Origin of the sequence: Pseudoalteromonas aurantia (assembly GCF_005886875.1) — a bacterium.
Classification (GTDB): domain Bacteria; phylum Pseudomonadota; class Gammaproteobacteria; order Enterobacterales; family Alteromonadaceae; genus Pseudoalteromonas; species Pseudoalteromonas aurantia_A.
Genome location: NZ_PNBY01000077.1, coordinates 1 through 17,563, shown reverse-complemented (window position 1 = coordinate 17,563; position 17,563 = coordinate 1). Strand labels below are relative to the sequence as shown.

At 41.9% G+C, this 17,563-nt stretch carries 13 protein-coding genes; 10 read left to right on the top strand and 3 right to left on the bottom strand.

The window, feature by feature from the left end:
- The first annotated feature begins 205 nt into the window (after positions 1-205).
- From CWC18_RS15855 to CWC18_RS15830, 7 genes are all read left to right on the top strand, one after another.
- Entirely contained in the window at positions 206-1,615 is a 1,410-nt protein-coding gene (locus tag CWC18_RS15855; RefSeq protein ID WP_138591552.1) for a sigma-54-dependent transcriptional regulator, read from the top strand.
- A gap of 37 nt (positions 1,616-1,652) precedes the next feature.
- Positions 1,653-2,984 (top strand): sensor histidine kinase, encoded by a 1,332-nt coding sequence (locus CWC18_RS15850; RefSeq protein ID WP_249348258.1) that lies wholly within the window; start codon positions 1,653-1,655, stop codon positions 2,982-2,984.
- The gene (locus tag CWC18_RS21770) at positions 2,977-3,108 is read left to right on the top strand and encodes a hypothetical protein (RefSeq protein ID WP_283957030.1); all 132 of its coding nucleotides are present in this window, start codon (positions 2,977-2,979) and stop codon (positions 3,106-3,108) included. The genes CWC18_RS15850 and CWC18_RS21770 overlap by 8 nt, the downstream gene beginning before the upstream one ends.
- 178 nt (positions 3,109-3,286) lie before the next feature.
- Positions 3,287-4,033 (top strand): LytR/AlgR family response regulator transcription factor, encoded by a 747-nt coding sequence (locus tag CWC18_RS15845; RefSeq protein WP_171041133.1) that lies wholly within the window; start codon positions 3,287-3,289, stop codon positions 4,031-4,033.
- Between the two features lie 174 nt (positions 4,034-4,207).
- Positions 4,208-6,226 carry a TonB-dependent receptor plug domain-containing protein gene (locus CWC18_RS15840; protein WP_138675658.1) on the top strand — a complete coding sequence of 673 codons (2,019 nt, stop codon included), beginning with the start codon at positions 4,208-4,210 and terminating at the stop codon, positions 6,224-6,226.
- A gap of 692 nt (positions 6,227-6,918) precedes the next feature.
- Positions 6,919-7,188, top strand: a complete 270-nt coding sequence (locus tag CWC18_RS15835; protein WP_138591549.1) for a hypothetical protein — start codon at positions 6,919-6,921, stop codon at positions 7,186-7,188.
- Positions 7,185-8,762, top strand: a complete 1,578-nt coding sequence (locus CWC18_RS15830; protein WP_138675657.1) for a PepSY-associated TM helix domain-containing protein — start codon at positions 7,185-7,187, stop codon at positions 8,760-8,762. Before CWC18_RS15835 ends, CWC18_RS15830 begins: the two co-directional genes overlap by 4 nt.
- 63 nt (positions 8,763-8,825) lie before the next feature.
- On the opposite strand, the gene CWC18_RS15825 is transcribed toward CWC18_RS15830, so the two are convergent.
- Positions 8,826-10,613, bottom strand: a complete 1,788-nt coding sequence (locus CWC18_RS15825) for a choice-of-anchor I family protein (protein ID WP_138675656.1) — start codon at positions 10,611-10,613, stop codon at positions 8,826-8,828.
- Between the two features lie 208 nt (positions 10,614-10,821).
- Between CWC18_RS15825 and CWC18_RS15820 the strand changes: the two genes are divergently transcribed.
- From CWC18_RS15820 to CWC18_RS21070, 3 genes are read left to right on the top strand one after another with little or no spacing between them, the layout of a single operon-like run.
- A complete protein-coding gene (locus CWC18_RS15820) occupies positions 10,822-12,105 on the top strand; it encodes a LysM peptidoglycan-binding domain-containing protein (protein ID WP_138675655.1) in 1,284 nt (427 codons plus the stop codon).
- 18 nt (positions 12,106-12,123) lie between these two features.
- Positions 12,124-12,858 (top strand): hypothetical protein, encoded by a 735-nt coding sequence (locus CWC18_RS15815; protein WP_138591546.1) that lies wholly within the window; start codon positions 12,124-12,126, stop codon positions 12,856-12,858.
- Entirely contained in the window at positions 12,839-12,997 is a 159-nt protein-coding gene (locus CWC18_RS21070) for a hypothetical protein (RefSeq protein ID WP_171041132.1), read from the top strand. Before CWC18_RS15815 ends, CWC18_RS21070 begins: the two co-directional genes overlap by 20 nt.
- Positions 12,998-13,084: 87 nt before the next feature.
- On the opposite strand, the gene CWC18_RS15810 is transcribed toward CWC18_RS21070, so the two are convergent.
- Both CWC18_RS15810 and CWC18_RS15805 read right to left on the bottom strand, forming a co-directional pair.
- Entirely contained in the window at positions 13,085-16,276 is a 3,192-nt protein-coding gene (locus CWC18_RS15810) for a lantibiotic dehydratase (protein WP_138675654.1), read from the bottom strand.
- 9 nt (positions 16,277-16,285) lie between these two features.
- Positions 16,286-17,521 carry a lanthionine synthetase C family protein gene (locus CWC18_RS15805; protein WP_138591544.1) on the bottom strand — a complete coding sequence of 412 codons (1,236 nt, stop codon included), beginning with the start codon at positions 17,519-17,521 and terminating at the stop codon, positions 16,286-16,288.
- Between the last annotated feature and the right edge of the window lie 42 nt (positions 17,522-17,563).

Genomic DNA, 17,563 nt, shown 5'->3' with positions numbered 1-17,563 from the left:
AGTAGTATCAAGTGGTGTGCCAACTTTAAAAATCAAATAAATTCAATTACTTAAAATAAAAACTTTCAATGTAAAATAATAATGTGTCCACTAATAGAACACTTATCACATTGCAATGTGCCCAATAATGGACATTTCCCACATAGACTGAGTTAGGTAAAGTGCGATAAGCTAAAAGAAAAAAATTTAGGAACAAGTACAACATATGAAACAAGCGGGTTCTATTTTAGTGGTTGATGACAACCCTGATATTTTAATTGCAGCACGGCTATTACTGAAACAGCACTATCAAAGTGTCAAAACAACGGACACTCCGTTTGATATCGAAGCGATCATAAAATCTCACCCCATTGAAGTCATTTTACTTGATATGAACTTTACCCAAGATTCAATCAGTGGCAAAGAAGGGTTTTATTGGCTCAAAAAGATCATCGCACAAGACCCTAGTATTGTTGTACTACTCATGACTGCCTATAGCGATATTCAACTTGCCGTCGATGCCATCAAATCTGGCGCCGCCGACTTTATCGCTAAACCTTGGCAAAATGATCAATTGTTAGCCGCTGTCGCCGCAGCATTCGCCCACGCCAAAGACAAACAACAAGTCAATAAGCTCACTCGCCAGACACAAGGGCTAAATCAAGCACTCAGTGAAAGCCAAAGTGGTCCTGCTTTTGACTTTTTAGGCCAAAGCGCAGCGATGCAGCAAGTATTTAATACTATAGAAAAAGCAGCACAAACCGACGCCAACATATTAATTACTGGCGAAAGTGGGACCGGTAAAGAACTTGCAGCACACGCCATACATCAAGCCAGCCTACGCCGAGATAACCCCTTAATTAGTTTAGATATGGGTTCACTTTCTGATAGTGTGTTTGAAAGTGAATTATTTGGTCATAAGAAAGGCGCTTTTACTGATGCTAAAGCCGATAAAGTTGGCCGTTTTGAATTGGCCCATACTGGCAGCTTGTTTTTAGATGAGTTAGGTAATTTGCCATTGGCGCACCAAGCGACCTTATTAGCAGCATTACAAAATAGACAGATCACGCCTGTTGGCGGCAGCAAACCTGTTGATGTCGACATTCGCTTAATTTGTGCTACCAACGATAATTTGTCAGATTCAGTGGCCCAAGGTCGATTTCGTCAAGATTTACTATATCGGATCAATACCATTGAAGTGCGCCTTCCTGCTTTACGTGAACGCACCAGTGACATTCCTTTACTCGTCGACTACTACCTCACTCATTTTGCGAAAAAATACAAACGCCATTTAACCATTGCGCCTTGCGACATGCAGTTGCTATGCGATTATACATGGCCTGGCAATGTACGAGAGTTATCTCATGCCATTGAACGTGCTGTTATTTTAAGTGAGGGTGATACGCTCAATATCACTACTGTTGTGGGGCAACCCTCTGCGAATATGCCCGAAAAATTCAATGCGGCCGATGAGCCCACAACACAAGACACCGACACGTTCGACTTAGAAACTATCGAGCAGCGTACTGTGCGCGCTGCATTAAAACATTATCAAGGAAATGTCAGTCATGCAGCAAAAGCACTAGGTCTCACGCGAGGTGCCATGTATCGACGATTAGAGAAATACAATTTATAAATTTCACTGTATATCAAACATAATAGGAATAAAGACTGTGGCCCATGCGATTCTCAATCCCTTTGTTAAATTAATACTGTATTTAACGGGCTTAATGGTCTGTATAAGCAGCCTAACTTATTTGTATATACAAGGTGGGTTATCTGCAACTTGGGTGCTTCTAGCTTTTATTGCAACATCATTCATTACGGCGCTTTTTGCGCTCTTTCGCAAACATAATAAGCAGCTGGGGTATGTGATCAAAGCGCTGGCTAATGGTGACAGCACGTTAGGGCTGTCGCCACACGACCCTATGCGACAACACTATGAAAGTGTTAAAAAACAAATACAATCTGCACGATTCAATGCCGAGCAACAGACGCAGTTTTTACAAGCCCTACTAGTACATATAGACCTTGCTGTATTAGTCTGTGATGCCAGTGGTACCGTGATTGAATCTAACCCTGCAGCGGCCAAGTTATTAGGGCTACAGGTTGACCATTTGTCACAATTAAATAAGCTAGGCAGCTTACTACTCAACACAGAGAAAAGTCTACGCAGCACGGCTCAATGGCAACAAGGAGAACAACAAGATACCTTGTCTATACAAGTAAGTGTGGCACAAATCCAAGGAAAAATACGCAAAGTCATTACCCTGCACTCAATTCGCGAAGCGTTACTTATGAAAGAGCAGCAAGCATACAAACGACTTACCCAAGTGCTAACTCATGAAGTCGCGAACTCCATTACCCCTTTAGCGTCTATCGCACAAACCTGTCATAGCTTAATGCCAGACTCATTAACCTTTGAAGATGAGGAAGATAAAGAAGATCTCAGCTTAGCACTTAACACGTTAGCATCTCGAACCACGCATTTAGGGGAATTCATCCAACGTTTTCGCAATGTCAGTAGCTTACCAAAACCGACTCTAACTCCTAACTCCTTAGAGCCACTACTCGAACAGATCATCGCTCTACATCACTCACAATTGCAGGAAAATAACATTGCGTATTCGTTAAACGTCAATGTAGCCCACTTGGTTATGTTTGATCACGCACAAATCGAACAAGTGCTAATAAACTTATTTAAGAATGCCATTGAAGCCATCAACACCGCCGAGCTGTATAACAAAAATAACACGATACCCGCTATTATAACCGTGACTTTAGGACAAAACAGAGCACAACAGGTGTACGTTGATATAGCCGATACAGGACCAGGGATTGCCGAGCATGTTATAGATATGATATTTGTTCCATTTTTTACAACAAAACCCAAAGGTTCAGGCATTGGGTTAAGTTTGTCTCGTCAAATCATGATGAATCATGGCGGTGATCTCCGCTATATTAACCTAAAACACGGAGGCTGTTTTCGCTGCGTATTTGGCTAAATCGGTTTGGTGTTTAGATGATTGGTCTGACGTTTGTAGTGTAAATGGTGTAAATGGTGTAAATGGTGTAAATGGTGTAAATGGTGTAAATGGTGTAAATGGTGTAAACACACAATACCATTAAATTGGTGTTAGTCACTAGAGAAGGGGCAATAAATAACTTGTATAGACAAGCCTCGTCGCCTTTTTTTGTCATGAAATGTGGCGCGCATATTAAGCCAATTTATCTGCACACCTATTGAATCGATTGACTTAGGTGCTATAAAATCATTTTAAGTACCTAATAAATACAATAAATGATAATGGGCACACTCTCAGCACAGATCAAAAAAGAATGGTTATACTCTAGCCTTGTTTGGAGCGGTGTTATTTTGCTTTTAACGGCGATAAATAGCGTGCACGATTTATTGGTTACCCCTGAACACCGGTTTAATAACCATCCATTTTGGGCTTTACAAGAATGGGCTATTTGGTACTTGCTGACACCCATTTCATTTCGGTTACTCAATCAGTTACATAAGCAAAAAACTAGCTCTTATATACTGATCTTTGTTGTTATTTTTTGTTGCTCTATGAGTTATCAGGCTATTTTTGACCTTTTTTTCTATCACGATGTAATTCCATCAACATTGGTATACTTTGCCCCATCTCACCTTATGGTGATCGGGGTTATTATGGCTGTATGGCACCACTTTATGAATCAACATACTCCCCCAGTCGCCGAGACCCTCTTAGTCGATAGTGGTAAAGACAAAGTGTTGCTTCCCCTAAATGATATCATCCATATCAACTCAGCGAGTAACTATGTTGAAGTCTTCACCTCTGATAAAACTTATTTAAAGCGCGCCACACTCAAAGGCGTTGAGCGGCGCCTGCCAAGCAAACAATTTATCCGCACACACCGCTGTCATTTAATTAACCTGAACCATGTGGAACGTCTTCAAACGTCACCAACAGGGAGTGTGACTATCATGATGAAAAATGGCCAACCAATTAACTTAAGCAAAACCTATCGACGTCACGTAAAGCAATTATGTAACGCAGCGTAATATTTGTTCAAATTGCACCATAGACACTCCTCCCTGCGAGCATGGGACGAACAGGCTATTTCTGTTCCCCCTCCCAAAATACCTCTCACTCATCCCTAGTACACTGAAATAAAAGGTTTGTTTATATCTAATAAATACAAATCACGGCGAAGTAGTTATAATTTCAGGAGTTTCATGTTGTCTGCCTATTACACACAATCAATACGTTTGTGGCACTTTTTGGTCATCTGTATCAGTCTGTTTATCACGCACACAAGTATTGCTGCACCTCAAAACATGCCCAAGCCGCAAACGTTCACCGCTGAGTTTTGGGCACAAAGACAGGCGCAAACCGCATTCGATGTTATCGACAATATTCCGGGCTTTACCCTTGTTGAAAAGCAAGCTAAGCGAGGACTATCACACGCAACCGCAAACATCCTAATAAACGGCGTTGCCCCCTTATCAAAGAATGCGTCTTTGCAAACACAGCTTCAACAGATCTCTACGGATAATATTCAGCACATTGATTTATACCAAGCAAACCATCCATTTTCTGCCGCAAGCCAATTCAGCCAGCTCATTAATATTGTCACACAAAAAAACACCAAAAAAGTGACCCTTTTTACCAAGGGGGCGGTGCAATCAGACAAAGCCATGATGGATGAAGTGTCTCTGCGTATCGCAGCTCCTTGGTCTGGGTGGGATCATCAACTCAACATCAATACACAAAACCCGCGCTATTTATCCACGGCTGACATTGTAGATAAAAATACCAACGGCACGGTAATTTTAACAGCGGACGAAATATACACTGCGCAAGAGGACAACGTTAATGTGACTCTATCAAGCCATTTAGAACAGCAAAAAAACCGTGTACAGCTCACCCTCAACGTTCAAAGAAATAATTTACAAGAAGAAACAATACACGACTTCTCAGCGCTGGATGAAACACGCTTTTTAACCGAAAACGAGCAGTCACAACTGGAGTTTGGCGCCAATTGGCAATATCGGGGCTTTGCATCATGGCAATTACATGGTTCTGGGTTTGCCAAAAAAACCAAAGATGAAACACGCTCTATTTCCTCATTTTTCAAGCAGGAAACAAACCCAGCTTCAGCACATAATAGCCGCTTTGAGCAATCAAAAACATTAACCGAGTACGCCACCAAAGTCGCAATAAGCCAACCAAACCATAGACTAGCGCCCGAATATGGTATTGCCATAAGTCGCAATGCGCTTATTGCCAATACGCGCCCATCCACAGCCTCCGATCCCATCAATATCCTTAGTACAGTTTTAGAAACTCGTTATGAGCCTTACATACAAATGAGTACTGCAATTACCCCACATTGGCAGCTAGTTACTCGTGTAAATACTGAATACTCAAAACTGAGTACACAGGGCGAGCAACCTTTTGAGGTAACAGAACTGCACATTAAACCTTTCGCGCGGCTTAGCTTTGACACACACACCAGGTTATCGCTCTCAGCCACTGCGCAGCAGCAAGTAAAACAGCTCGATTTTGACCCTTTTATATCAAGTGAAGAGTCGAACTATAATCGACTATTAACGGGTAATTTGCAGCTCAAACCTATGAAATTTGACGAGCTTTCACTGCAACTTAACTATGCAACGAGTCAAAATAATACGCTAAATATCAGCGCATTTTATCAATGGCAGCAAAATGTGCATGAATATATACCCCTCCCAAACGGCGGGACTGGTATTGGTAATGCAGGTGATGCTGAATATTTTGGCATGAACACGCAAATAACGCTCCCAGTAGATAAGGTATTAACAGGCGGTCGTATTGAACTCTCGCATACTTATCGACATGCTACATTTAACGACTTAATCACGGGAGAGCGAACGATCACAGGTCTCACACCGCACCAACTTGAAGTCGACTTTATACATGAAACCCATCGTCTATCTTGGGGGGTGAACTATCAAACGCGCAACCTTTACACTGAGTTTTATTATGATGAAATTTACACTGAGCACACAGGGCCTACATTAAACTTTTTTACGGAATTATCCCTAACTAAAGATACCCATTTCAAGCTCACAGTAACGGCGCTTAATGACGAAAAAACAGTATTTCAACAGCATTGGTTTAATATAAATCGCGCGGGGACGCTGAGCGATAGCCGTACTTTATATGATGTCGCCAAGCCAAAAATCACTTTATCGATGACACACTCTATTTAATTGCTCTCAGACTAAAACATATCGTATTCCTTTTGGTTAATAAAAAGGCCAAAGGGAATATTATTCACAATAAATCAACATCATTAAATTCAATAGTTTAGATAAAAACGACCCAGTCACAAGCTTGCATTGCCTAATCACAAAAAAGTATAAAAATCAGACTAAACAGTAATGATTTGTAATACTATCCGTGTTAGCATAATCCCATAAATACAAATAAAAATAGTTATTAGTTATAGGCAATATCATGAACTAAGTAGTTCAGCAATCAAATAGTCAATTACTGATATTAAAAAGGGTCTTTTTATTACCCTCTTTTTGCCGTTATAACAAAGCCATAAATATAATAAAATTTGAGGGAATAACCATGAGCTACTTTTTTTTCTTGCCAGCCTATTGGTTGTGCGGGGTCTTGCTGTACCGGGCAAGCCCTAGACAATCTTTTACACAAACAAAGTCGACGACACGAACACTTAGCCTAACATGCACTGGAGCCGTCGTAGTGCTCACCGTTTTAATGCTCTTGAGTAATCAGGCTGGTCTGGCTACAGCTTTACTTACTCCTGTAATTTTATTTATGTTTTTTGTCCCTGCGCCTGTTTTTTTATTATCTCATCGACCAAATTGGGCATGGCCAAGCCTTATATTTGTCACTCTACTGAGTTTACTTTTTCAATTACTTGGAGCTAATCATGTGGCATAAAACATTTGCAGGCTTACTGAGTGGCTTAATCGTGATGGTATTAGTCCCGAGCAGCATCAGCTTACTCTTGCCAAATTATATCGGGGTAGTACTGGCATTAGGACTCATATTTGCGCTCAGTACATGGGCGGGTGTTATGACTTGGTGCTATGCAGCAGATAGCAGCAAGCAAGCTTGGTTGAGGGCTGCTAAAGTATCAGTACCCAGCATCATTATTTTCATTGGTATCTTTTTCACTGCAGCGGGGCCAACAGGATGAATAAAAGTACATTAAAAAACCTAACGCATGCACATGCTTGGTTAGGACTTATTATCTCCGGCGTATTAATGATAGTGTTCGTCTGCGGTTCATTATCATTTTTCAGATATAATATTGTGCAATGGGATAGCCAATATCATGCCCCCGCCCCATTGGCTGGAGAAGTCGCACCTATCGCCACCATCCTAGATAATATTAGCGCGCATAATTACACTATCCCCGCTCATCACAATCTGCTTATCTCTTTGCCTACGGAAGAAAAGCCCTACTACTACACGGCCTTTGAAACAGAAACAGATGATGGCCACCATCAAGATTATCAGCTAAATTTCGATGCCAATACTGGTGAGCAGCTGCCCATAAATACTGAGCAGTTTTATCTGAGTGATATGCTCTACATGCTACACATTTCTTTACTATTGCCTTACGGCACTGAAATAGTCGGCGTGATCACTCTGCTATTTTTTGTCATGGTGTTATCTGGTATTTGCATGGTGTTAAAGAAGTTAGTTAGCCATTTCTACCAGTATCGCCTAAAACGAAACAAGGACACTTACCTCGATGGGCATACTTTGATTGGTATTTCATCTTTACCATTCACGTTCATTTTTGCACTCACCGGTGTCATGTTTAATTTAAGTATTTTATTACAAGCTGGATTTGGCTTTGCGGTGTTTAAAGGCGACATTCCCGCATTGATTAAAACAGCTGGATTCTTCGACTTACCGCATGTTGAAGAGTCAGGTAATTCAATTAGCAATAATTCTATCGATGTCATCGTAAAAAAAGTCCGCGCTGACTACCCAGAACATAAAATAGTCGCAGTAAATTTGTATGGTGCGGGGGATGAAAATGGCGTTGCTGAAATTAGATTACAGAAACACCATGATTTAATACCGACAACCCATGTCACTTACGCATTAAAAGATGCGACTAAATTAGCAGACTATAACGCGATTGAAGCGCCTGCAGCAGCGACATACACAACGCTCAGCAGCTTGCACTTTGGTGAGTTTGGCGGGATCACGTTAAAGTTTGTTTATTTCATCTTAGGGTTAGGTTGTTGTTACCTCATCTTATCTGGTAACTTGATCTGGCTTGAAAAGCGGGAAAATAATCGTCAGCAAAGTAAAAGAGGATTGGCCTTTGTGAAAGCCATGACCTTAGCGCTCTCAACAGGCACTTTAATTGCCGTGGCGTGTAGCTTTGTTGGAACTCGGTTTGCGCCATTGAGCTGGCCGCGCACCGAGCTGCTCCCAACCTTGTTTTTTTGCGCGATCGGGATCAGCCTCATACACGCCCTATTTAATAGCATCAAGCGTCAAGCCATTCGCCGAGCAATGGTACAACAGCTCGTGTGTGCCGCAATTCTATTTGCTATATGCCCACTGTATGATCTCATTCAGGTTGTATCTGGTTATACACCGCATGCTTACCTGCAGCTCGACGTATTTCTCGTCAATGCCGCACTTTTGTTAACTGCATTATTTTGTTTTTCTCTTGGAAAATATCAACATGCAACAAGACCTAGCACCACAGAAGAATCGCTCACAATGAGCCGCTCGGTCAGTTAATTTAAACAATAAAAAGAGGGCTGAATAACAGCCCTCTTTTTTTGCGTTATATTACGAGACTACTTATTGCACTTGTGCAATTTCCCATACCGCAATTGACCCCGATATTTCGTTGCCAACAATCAATAATGGATTAGCTGTGGCGCTCTGCTCTGCCGGAACAAAGACCATCCCCTCAGGCGCTAAGTCGCCAGTGATATCTTCGCCCTCAAGTGTGCCTCTATTATAAAAATAATCAACAAACTGCACATTATACGGGTTAGTAATGTCATACATCATTATACCGCCCATACGCTCTAAGCCAACAAACGCCAACTGCCGATCACCTACCTTCCCTAATGCTAACGCCTCTGGTTCAGCGCCTTTGGCATCTGAGCGAGTATCACCTTCATTCTCATCTTCATCATTATTAAACGCTGCGCCATGCACCGAGGCAGTAATGCGGGCTATTTGGTCGCCCGAATCAAAGACCACCAGCCCATTCTCATCCCATATCGTAAATGAACGTGCGCCGTAAGTATAAAGTTGTTCATACACACCATCATTATCAGCATCCCCTTTCACCGTGCTCACTTTTAGACGGCCAATGTCATTATTATCGTTATTTAAATAAGAAAAATTGTTGCCCAGTGTTAAGTCTTTTGCCCTAATTTCATCCGTGTAAGCCAAACAGCCATCATCTTCATCAAACTCTAAGCCCCCCTGATTTAAGCAGGCCGCTTCATCGTTGGTGTTAAAAAAGTATTCTCGACCATCGCCTTCATTCGCAGTCACAATGAAGTTTGCACCTTTCCAAGTGAACGATGATAAAGTATCTGGTTGGTACATCCCCATTAAACCAGGGTATTTATTAAAGTTTACCCCGCCATCTTTGTCCGAAGCATCGAGCATCAACTCTGACCAGTCTTTAAAACCGAGTCCCATTAACGTTAGACTGTTATCAGTCAGATCCACCACCGCGATGGCGTTATTTTCTTGAAGTGATACATATGCATAGCGATTATCTTTAGAAATGCTGACATATTCAGGCTCTACATCCATGGCCACGGATGTCTGTATAAGTTTACCATTAATAGTCCGTCCGGTCGGGTTGGCAAATACCATCCCTTTTGCCTCTAATTTAGCTTGTTTATCATTGTACGCTGTAAAATTGAGCGACACTGCCGCATCAGCGATAACGCCCTCAGTGACGTCAATAATGCTTATGCTTCCCTCAGGATCAACACTGTAATCTCCGGCTGGTTCTCCTTCATTGGCCACGACAACCTTTTTCCCATCATGGCTGAATGTCACCATATCCGGGAGTGCCCCCACCGCCACATTTTTAATAAAACGAGGGGCTTCCTCTGAAATATCATAAAATGCAATATGACCTTTATCGCCTGTCACCTTCGCCGCCATAGCCACAGCGAGTAACTGAGCATGCTCATCGATCGCGATACTATTCGCATCCCCAGCCGTATTTTCGTTTAGCCTCAACGTCATAACACTTGCCAAGTTTGTGGTCGTCACCACACCTTGCGCATTAGGCGTTAAACCTTCACTTGCAAAGTCTGTTGCAGGCAGAATATCAATCACCGCCTGATCACCCGAGCTATTAATGGCATATATCCATTGCTTCTGCGCATGATATGCCACTATTTCTGCCGCACCTTCCGGGCTTTGTGCATTAAGTACGCCCCGCCCTATCAAGCTTACTGTCAGCGCCGATTGCGCATTCTGGCCCGCTAATCCTGCACTTCCTTGCTCGCCCGTTGCACCTTGCGCGCCTGCTATACCATCATCACCATCAAGCACACAGCCCGATAAGCCAGCTATTAAAGAAATTGTGAGTAATGAACGTTTGCACATAAAAAGCCTTCGTGAAAATTAAAATGATTTAGATGTACAGTTGACCACAATACTATGACTGCACCGTGACGAAGGCATGCTGACTCTCCGTATTTTTATGGTAGCTGATAAATAAAAAGTCGCTATTCTTCGTTGTTTCCTATTTCTAAACACATAAATTTAGATACAATCGTCTTTCACATAATAATTATAAAGGCCCACGCCACTTATGTCGGTGCACCATTTATTCATTCTATTCGTCGCATTAATCTTAACTGGGTGTGCCAAAACAGTGCCTGATACATCGCACACCGCAGAACCTCAGCTCAATCACACAGCGCATGCGAAAGTGAATAAAACGTCGAACGAAGCCATACCGAGTAAAGCCAAGATTCTTGAACCAACCAAGGTGGATGATGTGTGGCAACGCATCGCATTGCAGCTGCGCTTTGCTCCGTCACAACACCCCAGTGTCCAAAAGCGGGTTGCGTGGTATTTACAACACCCAAATTACATGGATGAAATAAGTAAACGTGCCGGCCCTTTTTTGCACTACATCGTCAATGAAGTTGAGCGACGAGGGTTACCCATTGAACTCGCCTTGATGCCGCTGATAGAAAGTGACTTTGATACCAGTGCTTACTCGCATAAACATGCGTCGGGTTTGTGGCAACTTACGCCGTTAATCGCTAAGCACTATGGTATTAAAATTGGGCCTTGGTATGATGGCCGACAAGACGTGATAGATGCAACCAACGCGGCTTTAGACTTTCTGAGCTATTTACATAAACGTTTTGATGACAATTGGTACCATGCAATTGCGGCGTATAACATCGGAGAAGGGCGTATTGCCAGAGCCATTAGCAACAATATAAAACACGGTAAATCTAGTGATTTTTTTCATCTAAAACTCCCCAAACAGACCCGCCATTACGTACCTAAACTACTTGCTGCCGCGACGCTGTTACGACAAAAAAAAATGAAATTTCCCCCCATTAAAAATCAGGCGGTGATCACTGTTTTACCCTTAAAAAATGGCGTAATTCTAAATGATGTACAAGCATGGCAGTCACTTGAACACCTCAATCCTGGCTATACCCGCTTTCCTGCTTTATTAGATGGCCCTCGCCACATCGTCATTGATAAAAAACAAGCGTCACAGTGGCAAAGTTACGTGGCACAACAGCCAAGTATGCCATCAAAACAATGGCAGCAATACGCCATTAAACCTGGCGATAGTCTAAGTGTTATTGCTCAGCAATATTCATTAAGTGTGGCCCAACTCAAAGCGTTTAATCAATTAAAAAACGCTCGAATTATCGCAGGTAAAACGCTATTGTTACCTATTCTAGCTGACAAGAAAATTGACTATTCGGTTAAATCAGGAGACAGTTTGTGGCGTATTGCTCGCACCTTTAATGTCACCGTCAGTAAATTAAAGCAATGGAATAACTTGTCTAGAGAAACCTTACAAATCGGTAAGACACTCACTGTATTCTTAGCACCACTATAAAGGCAATAGGCATATAAAATGACAATAAACACCCAGCCACCAGCCACATCAACACCTCATACGAATAAAGCCGTTAAAGTAAAGCATAAACCCTTTTTGACGCGTTCAAAGCTCAATACCATGTTAGCTTTGTGTGCCATTGCAATTTCGGCTGCCTCATTTTATGCCACCTACTTACAGGCCAAAGCGTCTCAGCAACAAGTCGCCGCAGCAAATCGACAGCTCAAAGCAGAAACATGGCCTTGGTTAAAAATGGGTTACTCAAATTTTGATGTAGATGAAGAACAACAAACCATCAATATGAATATTCAGAATTCGGGGACCGGCCCTGCTATGATCCACTATATTGAATATGAATACGAAGGCACATCGCACTACAATATATTGGAGTTGCTGAACGACTGTTGCAATCTAAACGCCTACCAACAAGCGCTCGCGGATATAGAGCACAAAAACACAGATATAAATTATCGAAATGCGTTTGGTTGGTTAGTGTCGAGTACAACGAACAATGTACTCTTAGCCGATGGCGAAATTTATAATGTCTTTACCATGCAAAAAACGAATTTTAATAGTAGTTTATGGATGCAAATCGACAACAATATTAACAAAGTTAACGCCAAAGCTTGCTATTGCTCAGTACTTAAAGAATGTTATACCGTAAATCAAACCTCTCATATCGAAGAGGTCCCTCATTGTAACTTGCCCGATTTATCAACCCAAATGAGTAACTATGGTACCAAAAACCTCTGACTCTATTACCCGCCTAAAACAGTTTGAAAGACAAATTAACCGTAACCCAAGCATTGGCGAGGGGTTCATGATGGCAAATGCTGAACAGGCGTCGTCCGCTTTAGTGAAGTACGACTGTAGCTCCGCCAAATTGAGTTAGCTCCAACGGCTCACCAAAAATATAAAGCGCCCAGAAGAGTTATCTACTGAGCGCTGTGTGTTTTGCACTAAATTAACCTAATATGGGCTAGTGTTCCTGCACTTTTTTATCCGCAGAAAAGTACTTTCGACGCAATAAATCATGAATAACGAGCTCTTGTTCTCGCCCGTACGCTTTAAACATACGATTGTTATGCATATGTAAAATAGAACTTAATAATGAATCTCGGGTGCAATTAAGTGCATCATTTGCGATCAGCTCATTAAGCTTTGCTATTATAGGCGCCGCTTGAGTTTGCCATTGCTCAAGCAGTACCAGTAATGTCCGCTGCAATTCATCACACTCGCCCTCAGACGCACTATGTAACTTAGCAAAGTCATCGTGGAGCTGGGTTTCATATTCTCGATATCTATTACCAAGCTGCTTTCTTAACATACTACTTTCACTGAACTCTCGACCAAAGCCATCGCGTAAGCCACTGATTAAGTTAAACCGTTCATCAGCTGAGTATTCAAATAGCGTTAATAGTCGATCTGTACAACTCAGTGCTATGCGCCAACGAACGCCTTCTCCGTACTCATCGATAAGCGCACATGTTTTCGCAATTAATACGCTATCTAGCATAAACAGAGACTCAACCAATGCCATTGATTCTGGACCACCGTAGCGTTCAACTTCACGCTCGTAAGTCATTAACTCTACTTTATGCAATTCCCCAGACTCAATCATCGGATCTAATAGGGCGTTTAGTTTTGGTAAAAGTTCACCACACAGTTGACTTGGCTCACCATGAAAACGTAAACGTAAATGCCAGTCAGGATCGCCATAACGAATGAAGAACCATTTATCATATAACTCCGCATTTTCCTCTATGAATGGCAGCAGCTGCTCACTTAATAATTGCTCAACTAAAGAGTTACCTGAATAAATTTTCAAGCTAAGCCAATTTGAACCGGCGCTGAAACGGCGCTTGATTGGCGTCGCTGTAATATTCGCTAGAGGGCTATCAGCATAGTGGCTCAATGGCGTCGCTGAATGATTAAAAAATGGGACAATGATCTCATTATTGTAATGTTGCCCTTGAGCATCAACAAAGCGAGACTTAAACTGCTCATGTAACACTTCTTTTAGCTCAACACGTGGTTGGCCCTTGGTTTCCCCAAGCAAGATTTCAAACATCTCTGCACAGCGTAAGTCTAGATTTAAGACGTTGTCAGCCATCGCATAGCTGACTTGTGGGTCAAGCTGATATTTTGCCAGAAGCGCATCGAGCTTAGCCCGATCAAATTGACCTTTTTTGCACACGTCCTCTAACTGCTTTCTATCTATGCGCCACACCTTTTCACTCAAAATGAGATTATCTAACATAATACGCGGTACAAAAGCAGCGCGCGCTGTACTGCTAGGCATACTAAAGTTAGGAACTTGCCCATCTTGATGCTGCATCATGCATAAAAACTTATAAGCACTTAAACTGCGGTTTGAATAATTATGTGCACACGATAAACGTGGAACCACTCGCTTATTTAATCGTTTGCTCCACAGTTTCACCTTTTGCCCTTCCACCCAAACATGTAAATCACTCAATGGGATCTGATAGTCAGTGTCTAAACTGCTATCTGCCATAAAAACAATTTCATACTGACGTAAATGTGGTCGTGCAATCACGTTACCGGGTCGCCCTTCTGGCATATGCACAACTTCAGCAAAAATAACCTCAGGTGAATGAGCCTGCTCTAGCTCTAGCTCTTTAATCACGTCAAGCTTGAGCGATTCATCTAAATGACAAAAGCGACCCAGTAAATTAGCCGATGAAGGACCATAACACCCTGTTAATTGCATGATTGGGTTCTGTCTATCATCTTGATACAGGCTCATCATAGCGGCAAAAGAGCTAGGATACTTATTTAGAGCCTCTTTATTCGTTATCTTAGCTTTAAGTTCTTTACTCTTTAATGTGATGCTCATTAAATTGCGATTTTCAGGTAAACTAATCGCGTCTTCAATAATAGAATCAAGCATACTGACTTCTGGTGCTGTGCCATTATTTGCGCCACCTCGCACCAAATTAAGACCGGCAACCAAGGGCGCTTCGTAGCCTGTTTCATTTGAAATACCAATGCCTGATTCATCATCTAAAATAACGTCCAACGGCACAAACTGGCCTTCAAAACGTGCATTAAATTTAGTAACAAAGTTACTTAACGCGCTCGCTTCAGAAGAGAAACTCAGGCCCGACAACAATTCAATTTGCTTTTGGAACCTTTTAACTTCCATTGCACTGAGTTGACAACAATCAAAGCTGCGATAGATATCCGATTGAAATAACTTATTCTCTTGTGCTTTAACAGGTAAATTTTCTAAATGCGACAACAATTGTTTGTAAGGAGTGATGTCTCCGGTTTTTTGTTCATCCAGCTTATCGATTTGTGCAAGTGCAGTTGCTAAATGATCTGCGGCTTCATGCTCAGCAATACCTTGTAAAGACTTTAACAGTGCTAAGTCTGGAGAGTCTCCTGTGAGTGGCAAAGGAATGTTTGCAATCAGCATCCCTTCATCAATCAAGTCTTGAATATACGCTTCAACTTCTTCTTGTTCAGCTTCAGCATATTGACTGCAAAAAGCAGAAACTAAGCCATTAAAGCTCATCCCTGACCCTGCTTTTTCAAGTGCAAAACGGAAATATTCGTCACTTTCCACGGCACTCAAACGATACTGCATACTGTCATCAGATAAATATGTCTCTATGTAACGACATTGTTCAGCAATAAAGTAGTGAGAAGAGTTAGGCTTATATGTCATTGTGTCGGAACGAGAGGCGTGCTTGATAAAATGCTCTTTTAGCGCAGACAAATAAAACATATCAAGCCGAGTTTTACGAGTATCTTCTGAGTGATGGCTCGCAATTAGCTGTGTACTATCCCCTATTTCACCTTGATGAATGCCAGAAAACAAACCAAATGGCGTTGGCCTTGAGCACATTCTTATCATGTACTTGAGTAATGCTCTCGCAACCTTTTTACCTTGTTTTGACTCGGGTTTTGAACGCCATTGCTCAACTCGCTCAAGCAATGAGGGACTCGCTAGATAAACCGCTTCTTCTACGCCTGGTGTGTCTAACCACTCCTGTAATAGAGCATTAATATCTGCCTCTGCATTAGAGAATGCAGTTAAACTCTCAACGGGTAATCTTGGTATCCGTGCTACAAAGAAAGCGCTGTTTTCTACTGATTTTGTTACTAACGGAGTGTTTTTTGTATTATTATTTTTATTCTGCATATTCATCCCTTAAGACAATAATAGGCAATCAGTCCAACTTACATCGTCGTCCAAAAACCCGATATAGGCTAAACCAATCCCTGCATACCCCATCAAAAAGCTGAAGTCTTCATTATGAGATTTTGATAAACCGTTGTAAGAATAAAAAGACGCCATACCCTTCTCATCATACTTGGCAAGGCTGTAATCTAGCCAAGTATGTGTGGCCTTTTCCAAAGCGGGATGCGGCATTATATTGTTCAATATTTGATAAATAGTAACCAGTCCGACAGAACCATGGCATAACCCTGCATCTATAATATGGCCTGACTTATCGTCTCGTGTCGTTGTATGAAGTGCAATTTTCAAAGCTTTATCAACATAACTCGGCCTATCTATTGCTTTGCCAACGCGTGCTAACGTTAAGGCAATAGTCAAATCACCATAGCACCACCCTAAACGAGACTCCTTCACACCATCTACAGAGCAACCAAAGCAAGCTGAATGTGGCTCAATACTTTTATTTTGCTGCCCTAACAACCAATCACAACCACCAACCAACAGCTTAGTGGCACGCTCGCGTAATGCGGGAACATTTACCGCATGAAGTAACGCAGCAAGGATACCCGGCACACCATGGGCAAGGCCTAAATTATATTCTGCACCCGTAGATTCCTGCGGGTTATCCCTATCATCACCTTTATCAAGGCGATAGACAGAGTCTAGAGGTTGGGACCAGGTTATTTGTCCATTGTCTAATTCGGTGGCGTTTCGCTCAAAACCGCCCACAATGACTTCATATAACTTCTCTTGATCACTGAACTTCGCGCGACGAGATGCGTATGGCGAATATCCAGCCAAACCCAGTACCATTTCGATTTCACCATCCCAAGGTAAACTCCCCAGCGCTTGTACAAACAAACTATCGATGTCATCTAACAAGTCGTACTCGTAATCCTCTGCATTCGCTTGATTAAAATACTCAAGTACCCAAGCTTGCCCAGCTAACCCGTTACTCAATTCAAATGACTGATCGGGTAATCCTTGTTGAAGATGATCTAAGTGTTCTACAAACATATCTTCATTAACAAAGCTCGAATCGAAGCGGTGTGCGTTATATAGAAAAAGCAATTGACCCGCTAACCCGCTTAATAATCCATTACTTTGTTCTTGTTCGCAGTTAGTGGCAACTTTATTCGTTAGTTCTCGAATAATTTCTTTAATTTTTTTTATTTTTATCTCACTAACACTTAATTTACTAACCATCTTCATCCTTATATTAAGTTACGCCCGAATTCAACATCGAAG

Bases quoted from the DNA above. Each gene is read 5' to 3' on its own strand.
- CWC18_RS15820 (WP_138675655.1), top strand. From the start codon at position 10,822: ATGTCGGTGCACCATTTATTCATTCTATTCGTCGCATTAATCTTAACT.
- CWC18_RS15835 (WP_138591549.1), top strand. From the start codon at position 6,919: ATGTGGCATAAAACATTTGCAGGCTTACTGAGTGGCTTAATCGTGATG.
- CWC18_RS21070 (WP_171041132.1), top strand. From the start codon at position 12,839: ATGGTACCAAAAACCTCTGACTCTATTACCCGCCTAAAACAGTTTGAA.
- CWC18_RS15840 (WP_138675658.1), top strand. From the start codon at position 4,208: ATGTTGTCTGCCTATTACACACAATCAATACGTTTGTGGCACTTTTTG.
- CWC18_RS15845 (WP_171041133.1), top strand. From the start codon at position 3,287: ATGGGCACACTCTCAGCACAGATCAAAAAAGAATGGTTATACTCTAGC.
- CWC18_RS15830 (WP_138675657.1), top strand. From the start codon at position 7,185: ATGAATAAAAGTACATTAAAAAACCTAACGCATGCACATGCTTGGTTA.
- CWC18_RS15815 (WP_138591546.1), top strand. From the start codon at position 12,124: ATGACAATAAACACCCAGCCACCAGCCACATCAACACCTCATACGAAT.
- CWC18_RS15805 (WP_138591544.1), bottom strand. From the start codon at position 17,521: ATGGTTAGTAAATTAAGTGTTAGTGAGATAAAAATAAAAAAAATTAAA.
- CWC18_RS15810 (WP_138675654.1), bottom strand. From the start codon at position 16,276: ATGCAGAATAAAAATAATAATACAAAAAACACTCCGTTAGTAACAAAA.
- CWC18_RS15855 (WP_138591552.1), top strand. From the start codon at position 206: ATGAAACAAGCGGGTTCTATTTTAGTGGTTGATGACAACCCTGATATT.
- CWC18_RS15825 (WP_138675656.1), bottom strand. From the start codon at position 10,613: ATGTGCAAACGTTCATTACTCACAATTTCTTTAATAGCTGGCTTATCG.